At 34.9% G+C, this 22,908-nt stretch carries 21 protein-coding genes; 1 reads left to right on the top strand and 20 read right to left on the bottom strand.

The features are described from left to right. Positions 1-4: 4 nt before the first annotated feature. The 11 genes from FJOH_RS13930 to FJOH_RS13880 all read right to left on the bottom strand — a co-directional run bounded on the left by FJOH_RS13930 (position 5) and on the right by FJOH_RS13880 (position 6,610). On the bottom strand, positions 5-304 hold the full coding sequence (locus tag FJOH_RS13930; protein ID WP_012024748.1) for a DUF6916 family protein: 300 nt from the start codon (positions 302-304) through the stop codon (positions 5-7). Positions 305-320: 16 nt separating this feature from the next. Further along, entirely contained in the window at positions 321-821 is a 501-nt protein-coding gene (locus FJOH_RS13925) for a GNAT family N-acetyltransferase (protein ID WP_012024747.1), read from the bottom strand. Positions 822-832: 11 nt separating this feature from the next. Then, positions 833-1,348 carry a phage tail protein gene (locus FJOH_RS13920; protein WP_012024746.1) on the bottom strand — a complete coding sequence of 172 codons (516 nt, stop codon included), beginning with the start codon at positions 1,346-1,348 and terminating at the stop codon, positions 833-835. A 52-nt stretch (positions 1,349-1,400) separates the two neighbouring features. Next, entirely contained in the window at positions 1,401-1,922 is a 522-nt protein-coding gene (locus FJOH_RS13915; RefSeq protein WP_044047747.1) for a phage tail protein, read from the bottom strand. Positions 1,923-1,945: 23 nt separating this feature from the next. Next, positions 1,946-2,455, bottom strand: a complete 510-nt coding sequence (locus tag FJOH_RS13910) for a phage tail protein (protein ID WP_012024744.1) — start codon at positions 2,453-2,455, stop codon at positions 1,946-1,948. A 37-nt stretch (positions 2,456-2,492) separates the two neighbouring features. Beyond that, the gene (locus FJOH_RS13905; protein ID WP_012024743.1) at positions 2,493-3,158 is read right to left on the bottom strand and encodes a hypothetical protein; all 666 of its coding nucleotides are present in this window, start codon (positions 3,156-3,158) and stop codon (positions 2,493-2,495) included. 582 nt (positions 3,159-3,740) lie between these two features. Further along, entirely contained in the window at positions 3,741-4,400 is a 660-nt protein-coding gene (locus tag FJOH_RS13900) for an IS1 family transposase (RefSeq protein WP_012024742.1), read from the bottom strand. Between the two features lie 212 nt (positions 4,401-4,612). After that, positions 4,613-4,960 (bottom strand): YbbC/YhhH family protein, encoded by a 348-nt coding sequence (locus FJOH_RS26265; RefSeq protein WP_012024741.1) that lies wholly within the window; start codon positions 4,958-4,960, stop codon positions 4,613-4,615. Positions 4,961-4,977: 17 nt separating this feature from the next. Then, positions 4,978-5,670 carry a DUF4329 domain-containing protein gene (locus FJOH_RS13890; protein WP_012024740.1) on the bottom strand — a complete coding sequence of 231 codons (693 nt, stop codon included), beginning with the start codon at positions 5,668-5,670 and terminating at the stop codon, positions 4,978-4,980. A gap of 120 nt (positions 5,671-5,790) precedes the next feature. Next, positions 5,791-5,973, bottom strand: coding sequence for a hypothetical protein (locus tag FJOH_RS13885; RefSeq protein ID WP_044047745.1), 183 nt, complete (start codon positions 5,971-5,973; stop codon positions 5,791-5,793). A 373-nt stretch (positions 5,974-6,346) separates the two neighbouring features. Beyond that, on the bottom strand, positions 6,347-6,610 hold the full coding sequence (locus FJOH_RS13880; RefSeq protein WP_012024739.1) for a helix-turn-helix domain-containing protein: 264 nt from the start codon (positions 6,608-6,610) through the stop codon (positions 6,347-6,349). A gap of 112 nt (positions 6,611-6,722) precedes the next feature. On the opposite strand from FJOH_RS13880, the gene FJOH_RS13875 reads away from it, so the two are divergent. Further along, positions 6,723-7,094, top strand: coding sequence for a hypothetical protein (locus FJOH_RS13875; RefSeq protein WP_012024738.1), 372 nt, complete (start codon positions 6,723-6,725; stop codon positions 7,092-7,094). A 42-nt stretch (positions 7,095-7,136) separates the two neighbouring features. Here FJOH_RS13875 and FJOH_RS13870 read toward each other — a convergent pair whose 3' ends face one another. The 9 genes from FJOH_RS13870 to FJOH_RS13830 all read right to left on the bottom strand — a co-directional run bounded on the left by FJOH_RS13870 (position 7,137) and on the right by FJOH_RS13830 (position 22,908). Then, positions 7,137-8,003 carry a tyrosine-type recombinase/integrase gene (locus FJOH_RS13870; RefSeq protein WP_081432672.1) on the bottom strand — a complete coding sequence of 289 codons (867 nt, stop codon included), beginning with the start codon at positions 8,001-8,003 and terminating at the stop codon, positions 7,137-7,139. A gap of 11 nt (positions 8,004-8,014) precedes the next feature. Beyond that, the gene (locus tag FJOH_RS13865; RefSeq protein WP_012024736.1) at positions 8,015-8,932 is read right to left on the bottom strand and encodes a tyrosine-type recombinase/integrase; all 918 of its coding nucleotides are present in this window, start codon (positions 8,930-8,932) and stop codon (positions 8,015-8,017) included. Positions 8,933-9,042: 110 nt separating this feature from the next. After that, positions 9,043-10,722, bottom strand: coding sequence for a P-loop NTPase family protein (locus FJOH_RS13860; protein WP_012024735.1), 1,680 nt, complete (start codon positions 10,720-10,722; stop codon positions 9,043-9,045). Positions 10,723-10,726: 4 nt separating this feature from the next. Then, entirely contained in the window at positions 10,727-11,290 is a 564-nt protein-coding gene (locus tag FJOH_RS13855; RefSeq protein ID WP_012024734.1) for a hypothetical protein, read from the bottom strand. 425 nt (positions 11,291-11,715) lie between these two features. Next, positions 11,716-12,291, bottom strand: coding sequence for a tyrosine-type recombinase/integrase (locus FJOH_RS13850; protein WP_012024733.1), 576 nt, complete (start codon positions 12,289-12,291; stop codon positions 11,716-11,718). A gap of 363 nt (positions 12,292-12,654) precedes the next feature. Then, entirely contained in the window at positions 12,655-13,299 is a 645-nt protein-coding gene (locus tag FJOH_RS13845) for a hypothetical protein (protein WP_012024732.1), read from the bottom strand. A gap of 502 nt (positions 13,300-13,801) precedes the next feature. Continuing rightward, positions 13,802-14,173 (bottom strand): hypothetical protein, encoded by a 372-nt coding sequence (locus FJOH_RS13840; protein ID WP_123875774.1) that lies wholly within the window; start codon positions 14,171-14,173, stop codon positions 13,802-13,804. Between the two features lie 31 nt (positions 14,174-14,204). Continuing rightward, positions 14,205-19,436 carry a DUF6443 domain-containing protein gene (locus tag FJOH_RS26260; protein ID WP_012024730.1) on the bottom strand — a complete coding sequence of 1,744 codons (5,232 nt, stop codon included), beginning with the start codon at positions 19,434-19,436 and terminating at the stop codon, positions 14,205-14,207. A 13-nt stretch (positions 19,437-19,449) separates the two neighbouring features. Then, positions 19,450-22,908: an RHS repeat domain-containing protein gene (locus FJOH_RS13830; protein WP_012024729.1), complete on the bottom strand. Its 3,459-nt coding sequence runs from the start codon at positions 22,906-22,908 to the stop codon at positions 19,450-19,452.

Genomic DNA, 22,908 nt, shown 5'->3' with positions numbered 1-22,908 from the left:
TTAATTAAGAAAATACTGCTTCATATTTCATTCCCGCTTCATCAAAACCTAGCGGTGTAAGAAATAATTCTAAATTGCCTTCTTCAGGGTGTATAACAGTAAAGATGCCCTGCTGGTAATATTCGTTTTTTTGCTGGGTACGAAAAACGAGAGAGAATGGAGTTCTTTGCAATGGAGAATAACTATTAAATTCAGTTACCGAAATCAACTCCGCGTCAAGCTGGATTTCTTCGGAAAATTTGATCGTGAATACTGCATTAAGCAGAGAATTAAAGTTATCTGCAGAGAGTAAAGTTATATCCATATAATTTTGTTAATCGTTAATATCGGTTATTGTAATTCCATTCCATTAAATGGTAAATGCCATTTGTTTCACTTATTTTCCTAAATCCTAATCTTTTATATAAATTCATTGCAGGGTTAAAAGCTTCAACATGTATTGAGACATTTAAATTATTGCTGCGCGCTTTTTTAAGGATTTCATTTAAAATGGAGCTGCCAATATTTTTGTTTCTCCATTCAGGCAATATTGTAATATCTATAATTCTGACCGGTTCATTTTCAGAAAAATCAATATATAATCTTCCAATCGGAACTTTCTCTTTTTCAATTATATAAAATTTTGCATCTGAAAAATTCTTCTGATAATATTCATGCTGTACTGAAAATTGCTGGTCAATGAAAAGTCTTTTTTGTTCATCATTCCAATTAGTGCCCTTATCCAGTTCTTCTTCACGGGTACTGCCGTATATTTCACGGAGAAGCGTTTTATCTCTTTCCTGAATATCTCTAAAGCTAATATCTTTTATTTCTAAATTCAAATCCTCTCAAATTAACCTCTTGACGGATAAATCCCTTGAAGAGCGATACAAAAATTCATTGTCAAATAAGGCATCATATTATTGTGCGGCAATCCTGAGCCAGCTGTAGATACGGAGTTTAAACTCATATTGGCATTGGTTCCTGTCTGATTGTAAATTCTCACAGGATTTCCGCGCCCTAAACTATTATTAGTTGGAGATGTGGATTGTGAGTTTAAAGTCGCAGCCATTAAGGTATGGCTGTGGGATGGAATTTCAGATTCAAGCAGACTGACACTTTCGCTTCCGCTTGTTTCTCCCAGATCATGCAAAGATAATCCGGGTCCCTGTCCTGGATGCATAGGAACGCGACCCTGTAAATCCGGCAGGGCAAAAGTGCTTTTCCCATCTCCTCCATAGGTGGTTCCCAGCAAAGAAAAAAGCGCCGTATTTTGAGATATAGGCAATATTTGTCCATTGCACATAGCCCATCCTAGAGGTGCAAAATTGAATGGAAAAAGACGTATCTCGGCAACAAATTGATCCATAGATATAATGTTTTTATTTTTATTAGAAAAGGAATCGCAAATTTTTAAAATTCTAGGTCTGAGAAGGAAACACTCCAAACAATGAAATAATAAAACTGACGCACAGATAAGGCTGAAAATTAGTGTGGGGCTGGCTGCCCCCGGCACTTGCAATCGATGAGAGATTTAAAGCTGCTGTCGGCGCGGCACTAGAAAACATTTTGCTTCCCGGGGGATTTGTGCTAAATATCGCGTTGGACGGACTTGCAGTATCTGCCAAATCTGAAGTTGCCATTAAATTGTGAGTGTGGGCAGGAATTTGATTGGCCGTTAGCGTACTGTCTTCTGCCCCACCTGTTTCGGCCAATGTGTAGGTTGTACCGCTGGAGGATGTACCAGAGTGAATGGGAACTCTTCCGCGCAAATCCGGTAAAGCAAAAGTGCTTTGGCCATCACCTCCATAAGTGGTGCCTATCAATTGAAATAATGTTTCATTCTCAGAAATGGAAAGAATCTGCCCTTCACAGAACATCCATCCTGCAGGAGCAAAGTTTCCTCCAAACATTCTGATTTCCCCAACGTAAGGTTGCGCCATATCTTTACTTTTTAAAGTTAATATTAATTTTGAGAAGGAAAAGCGCCTATTAGAGCAATGCAAAAATTCAAGGTAAGGAATGGCTGCATGTTTAAATGGGGCTGGTTTCCGCCGACACTGGTAAGAGATCCCGAGTTCATCGAAGTAAAATTTTGACTTTGGCCGCTATAAACTAAATTAGGAGCGGTATTAGCCACAAAATTTGAAGAGCTGGGTATATTGGTACTTGCCGTATCTGTTTTCGCCTGAAGTACATGGGTATGCTCAGGCAGCTCTGATATGCTTAAAGTATGGGCTTCTTCTCCGCCTTTTTCTCCTATTGTATGCCCATTTCCAAAATGAATGGGAGTCCTTCCTCTTAAATTCGGCAAAGCAAATGTTGTTTGTCCATTGCCGCCATACATAGTTCCCAATAGAGAAAACAAAGCTTGATTTTGATTTATAGGCAAAAACTGCCCATTACATAAAGCCCAGCCTTTCGGAGCAAAGTTAAAAGACACGATACGTATTTCTCCTAAATAAGGTGTTGCCATAATTTTGACTATTTATTAAGTTATTCAAGCAATTATATTAGGCCACAAAAGAATCAGCGGCAAAATTATGCTTTGAAATTATTTCTTTTTGGTATACAATAGAAGTGCCTTCTTTTATGATGATTTTTGTTACGGTGTGCTCTGCCGCTAAGTTAGTTTGAAGAGAAATACTGCCTTTTCTGGTATCATATCCATACGGATTTAATTTTTGCGTTGGCGCAGGAAATAAATAATGGGATAAATTAACCTTATTGCGATATATATTTAAATCACGCATTGCTACAGTAATAGCCTCCAAATCAAATCCAGATAAAGATCTTACAGATTTCCAGCTGCCATCTGAATCTTTTCCAAAGCATAGCAAAACATCATCCACTTTTCCAGCAGCCTCAGTTTGGAGATGCATGGGAAACATTTTTAAAAGTCCGTCAGAAGAACTGAAACAATAATTTCCTGAGCAGGCGTATCCTATTTTTTCCCAATTTAAAATAGATTTTTTATAGCAGTCCGCAAGAGACTGATCTAAAAGGAAAGCGTCAAAAAAAGTTATTTTTGAGAATGGGGCTAGAATATTATCTTCATCGTTTTCCAAGATAGAAAAATTTCCTAAAGTGCTCTGAGCAGCCATAGAGCCGCAGAAAAGAGTTGCTGCACCAACAAATCCGACATTTTTTATAAAATTTCTTCGTGCTAAATTGATCATAATTTCCTGCTTTTTTGTTAAAGTCCCAGTAAAAATAATAAAAGGAAATATTAAATGATAATTTTTTGTTAAATAACACAATAAAAATCACATTAGCACGTTAATTTATTCTTTTTTAAAGAAAACACTTATAAGGATAGATATACAGAGTAAGACTTACTCGTATCTTAGTCTATGTTTTAAATTCTGCATTTAATTTTTAGTTGTAGTTTTAACGCAATAATTCAAATCAACTCACCTAGCTGCCTCTTTAGCTGACCATAAATTTTATAAGCTATAAACATCCGGCGTTTATTTATAAAGCTATAAGCAGCTAAGTACTAGTCCTTTTTCTCCTTTCTTTATTTAAAGAACACTTTTTAAATACACTGCACTGCCGTACCAGTTTCCCCATCGCCGGCCAAAACAAAAAAGCAACAAAAGAAAACTAACTAACTAACTAACTAACTAACTAACTAACTAACTAACTAACTAACTTTTTAATAATCTTCCCATTTAACAAACGAACCTTTCCAGCCATCTTCCCCCTCACCGGTCAAATCATGCTGGAAATAAAGCCGAAGAATCTTAATGCTTTATTGCTCAAATCCAAAAATAAATCTTTAAAACAGCCGTAAAAATCACTAAACTTTTACTAAAGCAGATTGTACGTCTGTTTAATCTTTTTAAATGAGTCCTGAGCGTCAAATTCTTTCTTTCAATATGATTTGTTCCAAAACGTTTAACAAAATGCATTTTCTCATCAATCGGATACCTGTAGTTTTTAAGTCTGTCCGTAAATATTTTCTTAGCGTCAGATAATTTTAAAGTTTCCAAAACACGATTCAGAGTTTTATTGGTTCGTTTGCCTACATTAAAACTCACCACATTTTTAGAATTCTTTTCCAATGCATAAACCAGCCAGATATAATTTTTCTTGTGTCTGATATAAGTGCAAAGTTCATCGACTTCATAAGTTTTACCATTGCTGATAATTGGCTTGGTAATGTTTCTAGCAATTGAAACAATTCTTTTTAGTAATGTTGTAGCTGATATTTTCAATATTCTTGCCGTGCTTCTTATTCCTAATCCTTCTCTGGTGAACAGCACTATTTCCTGATTGATATCCTTTTTGTAAGCGTTGTAGCTATATTCAATCTGCTGTCTTTTTTTGCAAGCACAACATTTATAACGCTGATTTCCGTTAGATTGTAATCCATTTTTTATGCATTTACCATTGCAAAAATTACATTTTATTTTCATGACCTAATTTGAAACACTAAGGTAAGGTAAAAGCATTTTAAGGATTATTAAAAGACAAAAAATGAAAGAGACGACCTGATGGTCGTCTCTTTTTCTATTCAATAATTTAATTGTAATATTCTTTTTCAGTTAGTTACATGGATATATTATCAAAACACCTAATCTGAAACACTACCCAAATTATCAAGCTATGTTATAACTATTTTACTTTATCATTTTTCATGATAAACTTTCAATATTTTACAATCTTTCTTCTGTATCTCTATGTAAGCAACACCACCTTTTGTTGTATGTAATGTTCCTTCTACAGCCCACACATTTGGTGACTTCAACGTTGCTACAAACGGTCTCTGTTTATAAATCTTTTTACCATATATAGGCACTAAAATAGCTTCAGCTATTTTTATTGCAGTTTCATTATCAGGAACTAAATCCTTAAATACCAAATTAGGTTTATCTACCACAGATTTTACTACCTTTTGCGACTTGGTTTTCTCTTGGGAGCACGAATTAAAGAATATTAATAAAAAAACCACTAATAATACATTATGCTTTTTCATATTTTTAAAATTTAAGTTTATTTAGCTGGAATTGTTGGAATTAAAGGCTTAATTACTGGCCAAATATTAGTATTTGTTTTTTGTTTACTATCCGTAGTTGACTTTTCAGCCTTCTTTTCATTTGGGGAAATGTTATTTTTTTTATCAGGGTCTTTTGGGTCACTTGCTTGTGTCTCATTTACAATTGTTATTTCCTTAGTTTTAGGATTATATTTTTGAAGAGTTCCACTTGGAGTCGTTAAGTAGCCATTTAGACCTGTATTATCATTGCCTTTTTTGTCTCCACGAGAAAAATCATTATTAAAGTATTCTGAATCATATGCTCCGTGAGCGTGTATATCAGCAGTTGGTGTTGTTCCTTGTGGTGCATCACTAATTGTAACACCATCATTGTCGCCAAGAGCTGGTGGTGCATAGGAATATCTAACATTGCCTTTAGCATCAGTACTCTTTCCAATCGTTGAACCAAATTCTTTATTTTCACGAATCGATTTACCAGCATATTGCTGTCCCCAATTATTAGCCGCCTCCTTTTCAGTCCTAAATAACCTATACGCTTCCAATCCTTCTAATTCTCTCGAATCAATAACTCTGTTTTCAGAAAAATTATATGGCGACTGGAAACTATACTTCTCCGCTAACGGGTCAATAGACATAAATCTTCCAATTGCATAATCATAATTTCTCCACTTGAAGCTGTCCCAGTTCAATCCCAGCTCGTCCTGACGCTCCTGCTCTTGGAACTTATACTTATAAGGATTTACAAAACTTCTATTGTGTTGTAAGAACGTCCGTTTCTCTATTTCCTAGCGGTTCAAATGTAATATTTTTCATTTTAAATGATTCTTTTTTTGTTTGAAATAAGCAGTTATTGCTTCAAAGGCTTTACTGATACATAAGGCATTTATCAATTTAGTCTCGCATTTAGTAGCTTTTTCTGCTCTTTTGGGAAAAGCCATACTCATTGTACGCATTATTAGGAAAAAAGCTAAAACTATTACTAAGTCGTTCATAATCGTGATTTTAAATTTTTCGTTTACAAATTGAAATAATGATTTCTTGATTGATGGTTACAATATGTAACTTTCGTTGCGAATGTAATTTCAAGGTCTGAAACAAAATAGGACACTACATTTTCACAATAAAAGGCATCATGTTAATCATTTACAAATTGAAGAATGATTTTCTAAAATAGTTGTTATCATTGGTAACATTCTTCTTTGCGAAGGTAATTTTGTGCGGTGAAATAAAATAGGACACTAAATTTGGATTATTTTAATACCAAAAAACTCCAAATCAAACAGTTATGATTTAGAGTTTTATTGTAATTTTTAAAATTCCCAGTATTGACAAGGGATACAAGTAGGACAGTTTTATAATTTTTTTTTAGCTTTTTATTTTTGAATTTGGCAAATCAATTCCTTTAAAAAACTCTTCAAGGCTAATTTCCAGAACTCTACATATTTTAATAAGCGTCTTCAACTCGAAATTAGCTCCAGTTTCTAATCTCCAATAAGCAGAACGGCTCATCTCCAGAGCATATGCAATATGCTCGTAATTGGAATATCCTTTTGCTTTTCTTAGTTCTTTAAGTCTCAATGCAATTGCATTAAGTTCTTCCATATTGTTTGTTTGGGTAGAATCTTTCATACTCCAAATCTCAATATTTTGTCTTTTTTGTGGTACTCTATAATTTAGTACACTATAAAATAGAATTTTTAATATATTTGCCTGAATTTTAAATCAACTAAAAACTAAAAAAATGAATAAACCGTTAACAATTCTTGTTAGAATCTTTTTGGTAGGCTTTACACTTCTATGCTTGGGAGCTTATATGCTTAGCAAACATTACGATAACGAATGGGACAAAGACCATCCGAAAACAAAAAGCATGGAAGAGCTTAAAGCATGGGCACAGACAGCGATAGTTCAGGATTATTGTGAAAGCTACCGATTTGCAAAATCGTTCAGCAATGAAACAAAACGAGAAAAAGAGCTCTATTTTGTTGAAAGCAGACAATCAATATACGTACCGCAGGTTGTACGAAATGTAATCGAAGATAATGATTTGCCTGACAGCTATGTTGAAGAACTGCGCTCTTATGTTGATGCTGAAATTGACAAATGCAAATAGCATTACTATCTATAAAAGAGGGAAATCCCTCTTTTTTTTGTGTCAAATCGGAAAGTATTTATTAATCAGCTCACGCTGTTGCTGGCTGTCTGCTTTGATGTACTTCTCTGTTGTTCCAGGCCACTTATGTCCAGCAAGCTCCTGCACATGTTCCAATGGCAGTTTCTTTTCATTGAGCCAGTTGCAGATAACGCTCATTCTGATAGTTCTTGGGTTGAGCTTCTTATCTGGAAATAAAGGCTTTAATGGCTCAATCATTGCATGAATGCTGTTAACGGTGATAGGCTTTCCCAGCTTGCCGATAATCAGCTTATCGGTTGAGGTTCTGAGCATTTTGGGTCTGGCTTCGTTTAAATATTTGGAAAACAGCAGTATCTGTTTTGCTAGCAATGATAATTTTCGTCTGTTCAGATTACTGGATGCTTTGATGTAGATTGTTCCTTCATCCAAATCAATGTCCTGAACATTCAGCTTTATGATTTCATCGCTGGTCAAACCTTGATAAATCAACAGGTTTAAAAGAACGCTGTTTCTGGTGTCCAAATTCTCGTAACGGTTCTCACGTGCCAGAAGAAGCTCCAGCTCTTCGGAACTGAACAAATCCTGAACTTGAACAGCCTGATTACTGTTGACTTTGATGTTGAGCTTTCTGCATGGATGGTCTGTTCTGTAACCGCTCATAATCAGATAATCGTAGTATTTCTTTATAGCTGATAAAATGACAACCCGATATTTGCCGTTAGGCTGTTCTTGGCTGATTTCTTCCATATACTGCACTATGTTCCTGTATTTGTATCGTTTGGCTTTAGGATTACGCTTCAAAAAGTGGTTAATGGCAAACATATAGCTGTCGACAGTCTGCTTGCTGTAACTTTGGAGCAGGAAATTTTCAATTGTTGGTTTAGTCATAAGCATGTTGATTAAAAGGCTGTTACTGGTTTTCGTTTTTTGTTCCGAACTGCATAGATATAGGTTGTATTGATTCCTGAATGACCTAAAAATCCACGTATGAAATCTATTCCAGCATTCTTTTCCATCAAGTGATTGGCGATGCTGTGTCTGAGACAGTGAAGCGTTATCTCTTTCTGTATGAGCTTATAATCATTGGTCTGTTCAATCATTTTCTTTAGGGTGTTGTTGAGGTATTCGCCATTCATTCGCTTTCCGCTATCATGTATAAAAAACGCATCTTGAACTTTGTTTTCGCTGATTAATTTCTCATAACGTTCTTCGGTTATATACTTTCCGAGATATTCAACAACTATATCACTCATCGGGACTTCACGTCTTTTGCTTCCTTTTCCGTCTCTGACAATAAGCATTCCTTTGGAGAGCATGACATCCCTTACATTCAAAGCTGTTATTTCCGACCTTCGAAGCCCACAGCCGTAAGCCACTGATAGTAAAGCCCGCTGTAAATCGCTCTCACAATGCTGGTATATATTTCTGATTTCTTCAACGCTCAGGGCATTTCTTGCTTTTCCGTTTTCTTCCGAATAGCTTGGAATGTAATATGCATTTTCAATGTGCCTGTTCTCCAGAAGATTTGACACAAACAGTCCTAAAGCAAACAGATGGAACTTTATTGTCTTTCCTGCCAGCGTTCCTTTTCCTCGCAGTTTGGGTCTTTTTATCAGATATTCAAAGTAATTCACTGATTCTTTACCTGTTACGCTTTTGATATTGGTAATTCCCGAATCTTCCAGCCAGATAAGGAACTCCGATACAGCTTTCTGGTACATTGAGCCTTTTCCTTGCTTGTAATTCTTTACTCTTACATAGCTGTCAAACTCATTGAGCAGATTTTGAAATGCTGGTGTTTGTATTGTTTTTTTCATCTTTTCTCTGGTTTTAGAATCATCATTCGAAAATGCTTCTTAAGCACACTTTTCAAAATTGTGAATACTAGCTTTATATTGCCTGTATTTACTGGACTTCACGTGTTCTTTTAACTGTTTTTAATCTGGTCTAACTGCATTGCCATTTCTGTTTTTATCTTCGCTTTGAGCTTTTCCATATTGTCCCAATAGCTCACAACATACTTGAATCCTTTGTTTGCAGAACCTTCAACAGCTTGTATATATTCCAGTTCTTGCAGGGTCTGCATGTATTTGAAAGCTGAGGTTTTGCTGATATTAAGCTCTTGTCTTATCTCACGGGTCGTGAACCTATATGTAGTTCCGTTTGGCTGGCTCTTGACAAATCCTTTGAGTTTTTCAAAAAACTGTCTCGTGCTTTTATCGAGCTCGTCCACTTTGATAATAATGGAACTAAAGAATATCTTAACAGCTTTTTGAATGTCTTCAATAGTTGCTATAAGTCTTCCTTTATCATCTTTCTTCCGCTGGTATTGGTTCAGAATCGTTATCTGGGAAACAAAGCTCTGAAATTGGTCATTGAGCCTGCGGAGCATCTTAGCCTCTATTGGCAGTTCGATTTTATCGGCAAATGGATTCACTACAGTATAGCTTTTTAAAACACGCATACAGTTTCTAAGTAGCTGTTTCGCCTGCTGTTCGTTCTCAATGTTGCTGATGCCTGCATTTTTGAGATTCTGCGATTTGATGATGCGGAGCGTCTGCTCCAGACTTTCATCAACTCCCAAAACTACCGAACGGCTCATGTTATCATAGTAAACCTCTGCTTTGGTCGTGGCGGTAAGACTTGCAAAATGAGCATGAACCTTTTTCATTTTTCCTCGAGTGTTGCCCAGCATATCTTTTACTACCGTTGAACTGGTCAGGAACTTGGCTGACTGCATTTCTCGAAATGCAAATTGCGCTTCTTCATCGAGTCCGTCAAAATCTTGGATAATGATAAGCTTGTTCATCAGCTCTTTATCTTTGTAATGATATAGCGATTTGCTGGTAATTCTGGTCATGTTCATTACATCTTCTTGTGGCATGCAGTCCGCTATTGCGTTGATGAGGTGTGATTTGCCTTCACCCGAACTTCCTTGTACTAGTCCATGCATCAGATAAGGCATTTTATAGCTGGATGCCAGTACAAACAGCAGAATCCTGTTTTCTTCTTCTCCTACAATTCCGCTTTGTCCAAGCAGTTTGTCAACACTCTCCAGAAGACGGGGTTTAGAGAGGAATTCTATCGCTTTTTCATGCGCTTGAGGAGTGAGTTCCTTTTCTGAAAATTGGTCGGTTACAGGGTTCATTTCAGCGTTGAAGAGGTTTTCTCTATACTCTTCCAGCAGGTCTGTAAACTGTTTCAAATCAGCTTCAAGCAGATTGCCGTCAAATCCCTGCTTTTCACTCAGTTCTCGGCATTGGTTCTCAACGCTGGTGAAATCAAACAAATCGATTTTTACACGATGTTTTTTCTGGCTGTCCTTCTCTACAATCTGTAACGAGACTCTCAGGTTTCCCAAGTCCATCGGCAGACTGCCAATCGCATAGAATGTTCCTGTTTTTCCTCTATAGCCGATTTTGTAATCGCTGTGGATTTCAAGTGTCGGGACTGCTTTTTCCGTTTCTGTATTCTGTAAAAGTTCCACTATTCCACCAGTACCGTAATTCAGCCACATATCATTCATGCTGTGTCCGTCTGGGAGCTGAATCATATTTACTGGCAGTTCTGGTCTGATATTCTGTATTTGCGTTCTTATATCTTGCATAGTGTTAGCGTTTAATGATTATTATTTCTTCCAATTCGTGAAGGCTTTTAATAGCTTCTAAGTGCTGGGGCAATAACGTTCCGCTGTGCATTGCAATCACAGCATCTCTGTTCTCCAGTGCTTTGGACTGCAAAAAGCTTGCGCAGTCAATGACTGTCGGAACAATATAGAGCCTTTTAGTGAGCAGATTTGGATAAGATGGATAAATGCCTTCACTGTTGAGGTATTCTTCTTTAGGACTCTCCAAATCAAACCGTAAAGCGAAATAGTTTACAATTTGGTTCTCTTTGCTTAGCAGTGGAAAAATTAGTCCGTACCTTCCAAAAACGGTATAGGCTGTCAGGTCTTCTTTTCTCACACCCGCATCGCTCTTTTTAAGCATTCCTAAAGCTTCAAATTCATCTTTGGCTTCTTGGCTTTTATTGTGATGAAACTGTCCTGAATTAAAGCCGATTCTCAGTTCCGCATAATCCAATCCTATCTTATTCAGATATTCTTTCGGCTTTGTAGCTTTCACGCTTCGAATGCCAGTTTCAAAGGACTGGAACAGCGATTCTAAGTTTTGCATAAGCTTTAATTTTTTTTAGAGTTAAACACGTAATTTTTGGGCACAAGAATACTGCTTCGGATATTGCACCGAATTTGTAATATGAAATATAAATTTGATTTTTGAACTGATTGCTTAGCTTTACAATCTGCTCTTTTTCCACTCTTTAGCTACTAGAATGGCGAAATTTTCCTTGCAAGAATCTTTTCCTTTTGATTTTGTTTTACAAAGGTAGAGAAATTAAACATAACTCAAAAATGCGTAAAAACTTACAATTATTAAATTATCAACGCCATATAGATTTATATGGATTTAAAAACTCAATGCGCTGAAAATGAATAAATTACAAATTCATATAGATTTATATGGTTTTAATTTTTACTTTCTCAATATTTATTTAAAAAAAATCATTAAAATCAATGAAATTTTTACGAATAATTTTTTGGCTATATGCTCAAATATAGGTTACTTATCTCTTGTTCTCTGATTCCTAGATAGATTTTAGTAGTTGAAACGCTGGTATGATTGAACAGCTGGGACAATAACAATAATGCTTGGTCACTATATTTGTTTACTTCCCAGACTCTGCGACCTAGCGTTTTTCTCATAAAATGGCTTGAATACTGACCTTTTACATTGTATTTAGTGAATATATCTTTGAGTTTACTGTTCACATACTGTGTACTGAACGGTTTATCTCCAGACCTATTGGCAAACATCAAATCAGTTTCTTTGGCTTCAAGCTGGACAAACAATCTTTTAAGTATGATTTGCAGTTCTGGATTGATAGTCACTTTTCGGATTTTCTTGGTTTTCCTTTCCGTAATGATAAAATGCTCCTCATTCAAAACCTGATTCCAACGAAGCTGTAGTAGGTCAGAAATCCTCAGACCAATATAAGAACCTGTTGCAATCAGCAATGCAAATTTCAAATCATTGTCTCTCTCCAGTTTCAAAACGATAGTCTGCATTTTGTTCCACTCTAAAAAATCACTTGTTGTCTTTTGTCCTTTTAATGCCATTTTGCTTGATTTTAGTTTCACTTTTATACCTTAATATATGTATCTGAAAGCGGTCAATTCTTTATACCATGTAAACCATTGATTTCATTGGGTTTATATGATTGCTTTCACTTATTATCAAAAGTGAAACAAATGTCCAGGTCTATTTTGGATTGTGCAAGAAAAATCCTGGATTTCCTGGGCTCATAGATTTTTGAGCCATTTCTGAGCATAAAAAAACGAGGTCTTTAGCCTCGTTCTTTAGATTGTATTAATTTTTGAAACTCTGAGAATTCTGCATTTGTGAAATCTTTCATTTTAAAACTGATTTGCAGTTTTAGCGGTTCTGACAGCAATATCTTTTTCAACTGAGAAAGTTTAAGCTTAACTCTCATCTGTTGAGGTGTTTGCACTATTATTGATAAAATCCCAATCTTCGCCATTTAGACCTTTTTTCGATATGTAGAACAATCCTGCTTTATAGCGGTCATAGATGCTCACATCAACTCTGTCATAGCTAAAATGCTCCTGAACGTCACTTATAATACTCTCATGAAGCTTTTTATCTTCAACATGTAAAACAAAGTGATTGTGAAAACCTTTTCTATTGGTAAACGGTTCTGTTGTAAAAAACATTCGCAAGTCAGTTGAATCGTGATATTTTTCATTCAGATAGTCATAAAGAGAGTGCATCTGCTTAAAACAGCTGTTCTTATTACGCTCCGTTTTATAGGCAACCGTAAAGAAAAAGCTCCAATCCATCTGCCAGAACGTATGCTGTAAACTCTCTTTATCTGTTAAACAGTCAATAAGATTTCGCATTGACTGATTCTCTTGTCTAAGTATTTTGTTTTCATCAAACATGATTTCAGAATCAAAATATCTTGCATGGTCTACAGGAAACAATCTTTTTCCAGTACTCATTTTAGTTTCTAAGAATAAGTCTTCATTCTTTTTATAAAATCTATAGATTGTACTTTTACTTGATTTTGTGCTTATTATGAATTTCTTTAAATTCTCATATTTCATTTTATTAGTTGATTAGTACCTCATTATTGTATAGATACAGGAACTCCATACAAGAGAGTTAGTCAAGCATCTTTACAATAAATACTATCAAACTTTGAAAAGTGTAGCTTTTTGGCACTTTTTTTTGAGAAATATTTTCAGAATTGGAAAAATAAGTGTTCCAAAATGATACTGTGTTTTATCTGAGCCAAGAATTAAGAGATTTTTCGTTTATCACATCGAGCATATAGACTGTAATATGTGTACAGTTTATAGTGCAGGCAGGTAATTTGATACTCCAAATCGTGGAATTTAGCATTGAAATAGGCGATATAGGAAGTGAGGACTCAACAATCTTTATTTTGATTGCATCTAGTCACTTGGGAATAAGTACGTGCTAATGTTAAGCTTTAATCTTCACTATAAGAGCTATAAAAGCAAAAGCCACTCCGTTATGGAATGGCTTTTATCTTAATAGTGCCAACTACTAGAGCTTTTGCGCCAGTAGTTTTTCTTTATCGAACTATTCTAAAATATCTTTTTCAATTTCTTTAGGCATTTTAACTGGCAGTTTATCTTGATTTTTATAAGTGATTGTGGTTTCTGAAAAAATGGAATTTTGTTCAAGCCAAACAGAAGAACCTATATCACTACTATAAACCCATAAGGCTTTATTAGCATCATCCCAATATAAATACCAATTATGTATATTGCTTATTCCTTCAGTTGATGTAACGACACTATGCTTAGAATTGTCGCTCACATTGAAAGATATAATATCATCATTATTCTCTACTTTTATAGTATACATACTTTTTGTTTTGAATTCTCCAATATGGTCTATTTTACCTTCACCTTTCCATTGTTCGTTTTCTTTTTTGACGCATGATATCATTGTTAACAATATCATAAAATACATTATTAGTTTACTTGTAGCTAAATTTATCATTCCATTTTATTTTAACGTTATAATCTTTCGGTGAATAAAATACATTAAGCAGATTTGACATCATAATATCATCTCCATAATTTTTATTCGGGTCGATTTTATCATTCCAAATTATTTGAACATTGAAATCAAATTGAGAGGTTTTAGAATTGTATTCAACAGTTCCTTTCATTTGAGTATCACCAACCTTTTTATTAGAACCATGTAACATTTCATAACCAGTAAAATATCCATTTTCAATTTCTGCATGAAATGTGAAATCAACATCAATTTTTCCTTCTTTTTTGATATATTCTCTAAAACCATACAAATAATTCATAGCCGCTTCTTCAATTTGTTCTGGTAATAATCCATTTGCTTTCATGTAATCTCCCCATTCTTTATTCGATAATTCAAGATTTTTACCTGAACCATTCAACCAATGGCTTAACAACTCCTGACCTCGAGCATCAAAAAGAACACTACCACTTGTTAATCTACCTCTATTATCATCTCTCTGTCTTAAAGCTCTTCTTCTGCCTGTATCTGATTTAGTTGAACTTGCTTTTTTCTTTTTATCCTTTTCCTTGCCATTACCATCTAAACCATAAGCCGCTAACGCTTCTTCTTGAGTAATTACATCTCCATTACCATTAACATAGTTACCTGAACCATAATCATAATGCTCACCATCTCGACCACTTGGGTCAACCCAATAAACAGGATTATTATTAAATGCACCATATGTTGATGCATCATGATGTGTAACTGGGTCTATAACATTCCATCTGGCTATTGCAGGGTCATACATACGAGCATCCATAGCATACATGTTAAGACCCAGCTCGTCCTGCAACTCTTTTCCATTGTACTTATACTTATTAGTACTTTCTTGCAACGCAACATAACCCTCATGTTTTAATCCAAATGGATAATAATGGGTCTCGTCAATAATCTCAAGACCGTTTTGTGCATTTTTAGTATAACTCAAACGTATATTGCCTAAATGGTCTTTGTACTGAAACACATAGGATAATGCACCGTTTGTGTTTTTAACATATCCCTCTGCTGTAGGGAAAAATTCAAGAACGTTATCTTTATATTGATAGCCGCCTAGATAATCGGCTTTAACTGCAAGAGTTCCTTCATTGATAATTTTACCAAGTTTTTGTCCGGCTGCGTTGTAAATATACTCAATTGAGTTTCCTGTTCCAAATGTAATCTTTTTAGGAAGATTTAAATGATTGTAAGTTATTAATGTAATATTTTTATTCTTGTCCAAAATCATATTTCCATTATCATCATAATCAAAGTCATCGCCGGTTTTATTGTTGTCTTTAAACCCTTGATTATCATTTCCAGCAGGATTTTCTGTAACTTTCATCAGCTGGTTTGAGTTTTCATTTCGATAAGAATATGTCAAATCATCAATCTTAAAAGTTATCGAAGGCGCATCACTGCCGCCAAATCTTTCTAAGAATTTTATATTGCCATTTTTATCATACATTAAACTTTCATTATAAGCACCAGATACCGATATGGCATCTTCGGGTTTTGCATACACTGCAGAGGTTAATCTGTTTAGTTTATCATATTCGTATCTATACGAACGCAGTGAAAAATCACTTGAGGTACGCCATGCTGTTTCAGAAATGTTTCCGTTATATAAACTTGTTATATCTGAACTGCTTGGTTTATCATAATTAATTTTAAAAGCAAATAAATCGGTTAAACCTAAATCTGCCTGCAGATTGCCTGTTTGATTAATTGCCGTGAGCCAGCCTCTAATGTTGTATTTATAATCCACTTTCTGCAATGGATTTCCGGTGCTGTTTCCTGTTTTTTTACTTATCAGCTGTCCCAGATCATCATAAGTATTAGAAGCCAGAAGTTCTACCGCACCTCCGTTTATCTGATGCGTGTGCGTAAGCAGACGATCCTGCGGAGAATATGCAAATTCTTCCTTTACAGTTAATTCTGCAGCACCTGAGGTTCTTTTGTGTTTTGAAATACTATAAAGAGTTTTCCCTGTAAAATCGAGCTTAACATCGGTTTGAGTATAGCCTCCTAAATGGTTTTGCATATAGGTGCGTACTGGTCGTGCTTTAAGATCGTATAAGGTTGTACTGATTTCTCCATCTTTATTTGAAGCCGTAGTTAAAGTTCTGGTCCAGTTTCCTGTCGCCAAACCTTTTACATTACTTAAAACAGGATCGCCTTCTATTGCAGAAGGAACTGCTGGTGCGTTTGGATAAGCATAATTGTCATAATAGTTAACCGTTAAAAGTTTAATATTTTTAGGTTCAATCGCATTACTGTAATATACCTGTATATCATCAACAGAGCCTGATGCCTCTTTGGTTTCAAATGATACTGTTTCATTATTTTTGGTATCCTGAAATGCTTTTCTCGCTGCAGAATTGCAGGTCTGATTACTCCATCCGGTGTAAACAGGACGTCCGAAAGCATCGTATTTAGTAATCATCCATCCTATTGAACTGTCGTCTTTAAACGGAGAGAATGCAGGACCTGTGGCAACAGGTTTATCAAGTTTATCGTAGACAATAAACTCCCACTGTTTTCCCGGCAGTTTTTTCTCAACTAAACGATTGCGGTAATCATATTTGTACTGGTAACATAAATCGTTTAAAATATCTGTATTGATTACACCGTCTGCTTTTGGAGGAATTACATAGGTTAAATTTCCGTAAATATCATAAACATAATGGGTATCGTGTTTTTCTCCATTATTATAGGTTCTTTTTAAAACTACTTGTCCTTCTTTATTTTTAAACTCTACAGTTGACCCTGAAGATTCAACAGGACTGCTTCCTGTATTTTCATCATAGGTTATATTTTTATACAATTCGTTTTTAACATACGATCCCGAATCCTGAAAACTAATTTCATACAATCCAGAATCGGCATTCCACGAGGTATTTGCTTTATATAATTTTACTTCTCCATCTGTATTGGTATCATATCTTAATTTAATCTCATGACCGCTATCCATAGCCCATGAAGCTCCAGGTGCCGCCTGTTTTAAAACTCTGTTTAAAGGTGAAGATTCAAGCATTTTTTGAGAAAATGGATTAGTGGTATTTTCATAAGCATCATTACTGTAGAAAGTTATCGTATTGTCTTTGGCACTTTCTTCATATGCCATTGTTGTGCCTTGTGATTTATAAGGCAGATATTCCTGAATTTGCCTTCCAATATCATCGTAATCAATATGCGTAATAATATCACTTCCAGATGAAGATTGTTTATTTGAAATCTGCTGTATGGGTCTGCCCAGTCCGTCAAAATAGGTAATACTGCTTTGTGCCTGATCTGCTGCAGGAAAATCTACTATAGCGGTTAAAGGCTGTTTATAGGTTTTGGTAATTATATAATTCTGATCTGTTGATGGTGTTGTTACGGCAGAGCAGTCTGAATATGTTCCTGTAATAAGAGGACAGTTGTCTAAATTATTTAAAACATAGTTTCCATTTGGAATGCCACACTGCTGTACAAAATTAGCAGGATCTCCTAAACCATCTAAATCATCATCTAAATACCATATTGTGTTAGGATTAATTGAGGCATCGTTATCGTTGCAGTCAGTATTATTATCTACATATCCCGGTCTGGAAACACTTGCTGCAGACATGTTCAATGCGTATCCAAAACCATCTCCGTCACCATCTTTATAAACGGTGTGAGGTGCAATATTAGTTATATAAATATCTGTGTCGCTGTAATCTGCACTGTTAGCCACATAGCCTGCAGGCGGCACGCTGTAATAAACACTTTTATTTTTATTTCCATACCCGTCTCCATCAGCATCCTGATAAAAATACTGGGGAGCTATATTGGTAATATTTACTGTTGAATCATCGTAATCTAAGACATTATTAACATACCCTGCAGGTTGTAAACAACTTAATACGCCGCCAGTGTAGAGCTCTCCATAACCATCTCCATCCTGATCAAGATACCATCTTGTCTTGGGGTTTATAGATGCGTCGTTATCATTGCAATCATTTCCATTGGAAACCCAATTAGAAGGAGCATAACTGCGATACACACTCGCATATGGATCCCCATAACCATCGCGATCTTTATCTTGATAATAGTATTGCGGCGCGCGGTCAGTAACCTCTGCATTCGTATCATCGTAATCTGAATTATTTCTTACATAACCTGCTACTGGAGTACAGCTCTGAATTTTTAAAGCATTCCAGCCAAAGCCATCACCGTCACCATCATAATACCAAACATTTAAAGGGTTTATTGACGGGTCATTATCATTACAATCAAGATTATTGAAAGACCAGTCATTAGGATGAACACTAAAATATCCACTTATGGACGGATTACCAAAGCCGTCTTTATCTGCATCATAATAAAAAATCTGCGGCGGTATATTTGTTATATTTCGATTTGAGTCATCATAATCTCCCGCAGTACGTATATAGCCTGCCGGCTGTGTACACTGAACAATAACCTGTCTGCTATCCCCATATCCATCGCGATCTGCATCAAGATACCAAGTCGTATTAGGGTTTATCCAGTATTCAAAATCGTCACAATCCAAATTATTAGCTACATATCCATTTGGCATACTGCTGTAATAGACGTAATTAGATGGATTTCCATAACCATCAAGATCTGCATCACGAAAAAAATACTGCGGTGCGATATTGGTGATATTACCTGTCGAATCATCATAATCAGAGGCGTTTTTAACATAACCTGAAGGCTGCAGGCAGCTTTTCATTGAAGAAGAACTCCAGCCATAACCATCGCCGTCCGCATCTCTATACCACACATTGTTCGGGTTTATAGAAGCGTCGTTATCATTACAATCACCATCTTGGTCAACATATCCGGGGCGACTGGTACTCGCATATGAAATTACACTTGAGTTTCCAAACCCATCCCCATCTTTATCCTGATAAACAGTATGAGGAGGTATATTTGTAATGTATTTATTCCCATCATCGAGATCTGTCTTATTAGAAACGTAACCGCTAGGTTTAGTATTTTTTATAACAGATACATCAGGATTTCCGTACCCGTCTCCATCTGCATCTCTAAACCAAGGATATCCTGTGGGATCCCCGCCTCCTGGATCAACAACAGCCTGAATTTTTAAATTAGATTTTACAGACTTTATTATTGTATCCTGAGAATAACTGAAAAAAGCAGTTATTTGAAATAGTAATATAAATATTCTTTTTTTCATTTCTTTTTACTAATTAGTTTTTAAAATGATATCGATTTTCAGACACTACATGCCCCTGTGCGTCTTTAATAGTTTTTAAACGATTAAATTCGTCATAAGAATAAGTTGTTGTGTTTCCTTTTGGATCTGTAACTGTACTAATTCCAATCATAGGCAAATAGGTGTAAGTTGTTACCATGGCATTTGATAAAGCATTTCTCAAACTATTTAAATTACTAAGAAGGTCAATTTCAGTTCCCGTATCAGATTTAGTCTGGAGATTTGAAACATAATTCTGCACATCACTATAAGAAGCATTTTCTATTTTAGCAATTGGCTGTGTTTTATTGTACCCCCATATAATTGCCGTTGGAACACCGCCGTCTAGTGTATATTGGAGTATATTACCTCTATCATCATATTGATTAAAAACAATCTTTTTCTCGAGATTTCCTATACCTGTGATATTACTATTTGCATTAGGAAACTTAGCAGAATACACAGCATTTGGCAATAATAAATTATTGTAAGTTATTAACTGTTCTGATAATTTATTATTTCCTGTAAATGTCTGTGTGTTTAGCGGGGAAAGAATATTTTTTTCAGCCAATTCTGCTGCAAATGGTTTTCCAGACATTTCGGCATCTTTTGCATTAAAATATTTAGTAGTTATTGTTTCTTTTTTAGAATTAGTTTTAGTTTGTGATGACAATTGCACATGATTAATGCCATTGTAATTGTAAATTGCAGTATTACAAATAGGATTTGATCCACTAACATCATAAGTAATGTCCTGACTTGATTTTAAGTAATACCAAAAACCTATATTTTTATAAGATACAATACTTAGGTTATCAATATTTTCCAGGTTTGAAATTGTTTTTGGCAATTGTACTCCATAACAAGGATGTTCAATAAAAGTTGTTTTATTATCATTACCGGGAGCAATACAGGTATAATAGCTTTTACCTTTAATTAAGTTGTCTACAAGATTGTCAGAATAAACATGTTTATGCACAGCAACACATGATATATATTTGGTCCTCTTTGATAAATCCGCTTGAGTACACACATAATTAACCGATGCAGAAGCAATCTTTTCATAATTTTTCCTTGAACTAAACGATCTTACTTCTTTTCTAAACTCATATCTTTCTTCATAAATATTAATTGTCTCTTTTATTGTCTTTAGCTCTTTATTGAAATAATCGATTTTTTTTAATAAACCATTATCCCAGCCCAAATTACTTAGAGGTGCATTTCTAACTTCATAATTTCCAAACACAAATCCATCAGGAGCATCACGATGTACAATAAATTCGTGCTCTTCACCTCCATTTAAGAAATTATTCCCATACGAAATAGTGACATATTGATAAAAAACATTTGAATTTCCTGTATCAAATAGAGAAACAAGACTACTGGAAGAAAGATTCACTAACGTTTTACTGGTAACGACTCCATAAATCCCTGCTACTGGAGATTCCATAATTCGATCGACTCTAAAACGATCAATATAATAAGGGTCTTGTCCTTTGTTCCCGCTTGATTTGCTTAGGTCATCTTTTTTCGCATAAAGAAATTTTTTAACTACAGGCTCGGGTTTATTTAAAGAATAATCTAAAGTCTGTGCCACTCTTATTCCTCCTGTTTTAATATTTGACGCTAATTCAACTGGAGGTGTTGGGTAGTAATTAAAATTTAAAGTAGATGATGTACATGTGAAATCAGCCTCTAAAGTCAGTTTATATTCGTGATTTAGTTCTGCAGTAAAAAAAAGATTTTTTGCCTCCGGCTCTGTATTTGGTCTTATTGTATACATATTACCATTGCTGACAACACTTTCATTGTCTGATCTTTTTAGTGGAATATATTTGTTTGTTGTGTTGTCATAAACACTTATATATGCTTGATTTTTGCCAACATTTAAGTTTGCGTCTAAGCAGTTAAAGCTTACTCCGCCTACTAATGAAATGTCTTGAGGAGTAGGGTTTATAAAACTAGTTGTTTTAACGGCACTATAAGTTTGTTCTGTAGTAACAACATTTAAACTTTTATAAGTTTTAGGAGGATAAACCAGCTTAGTTCCATAATATGTATTAGCCTCATAATCAAAAATAGTATAGCCTTTTGTTGGATAAGTAATTTTTTTCAGCAGTCCTTTTACTGCATAATCTGAATCAGGTTCTTTGTCTGCTCCATTATAATTTACATTACTAAATTCGTAGAGAGTAATACCTTTAGGAACTAAGTTTAAATTACTTTTTCCATTAAAATATCCCCAATGATCCTGGCTGTATGATAATCTTTGAGGCAGATTATTTCTATCCTCATATTCGAATTGATAGTTTTGATTAATATCTTTAAATTGGATCTTATCAAGAAAAACCCTTTTATTTGTTGTAGTAGTGTATGTAAAACCTACATTTTCAATTTCTTTTGCTGTTTTATCTTTTACAATTATTTTTTCGATTTTTCGATTTCCAGATGTAACATCAGCACTTGCAGAAGAAAGATATGTAAATGAAATCTCTCCATATTCTGGGTTGGTGCTTTTTATCGATTTTATTGATTTTCCATTTAAAGTAATTGTATGATCACAAACTGAGCTTAATGAAGGTGAAAAATTTTCAAGACTGCCACCTTGATCATATTGTATTCTTGGGGATAACATTCTGAAAGTCTGCGATTTTGAAGTTATGTAATTAGAAACTTCGCTGTTATAAAAAAACTGAATCACGTCACCTTTTGGATGAACAATTTTGCTTAAATACCACGATGATATAGTCGTAATGGGAATAGAATGTCCTGATCCAACAACTCTTTGAGAAGTAATTTCCTTATCATTAAAAAAGTACTTCACCCCATCAGGTGTGGTTATTACAAAATCAAAACCGTCAGAAGAAACAGTACAATTTATTTGAAAATCCTGAGCAGGCATTAAAACTATACCTCCATCATTGTCAAATACAAATTTGCCTGAATACTTTCCAAAATTAAAACTAAAAAGATCGGCTTCTGTATCTACATCATTTTCTCCAATATATTGATAAAATTCAAGAGCTTGCGGCGAATATCGGCCCATCTCTTCTGTCATTGAGATCGGAATAGGATATTCTCCTCTCTCTTCATCCGGCTTATCTCTTACTATTCTTGTTATAACTCCTCCAAAACTTAAATTCCAGCTTTGCCCGATGTTTGATGATATTTCGTCAACCTTAACGCCATTCGAACTATAAAACATGCTGACAGGCACTTCTAAATTTGCTGTTTTATAAGTATAAATTGGAATATTAATGTTTTGAGAACCTGTGAACAACCCAACAGGTGTGTTGCCATATGTTCCTAATCCGTAAGCTGTTGGTGAAGGCGGTATAATATTAGGAACGAATTTACTTGGATCATTTTCTGTCTGCCCATAAGTAAGCGTGGACATCAGCATAAAAAGAAAAATACTAATTAAGCCTTTTAAATTGTAGTTTATTTTAAACAT

This window comes from Flavobacterium johnsoniae UW101, from assembly GCF_000016645.1.
GTDB classification, from domain to species: Bacteria; Bacteroidota; Bacteroidia; order Flavobacteriales; family Flavobacteriaceae; genus Flavobacterium; species Flavobacterium johnsoniae.
Note: the sequence above shows the minus strand (reverse complement) of the source record. Positions and strands in the feature narration are given on the sequence as shown.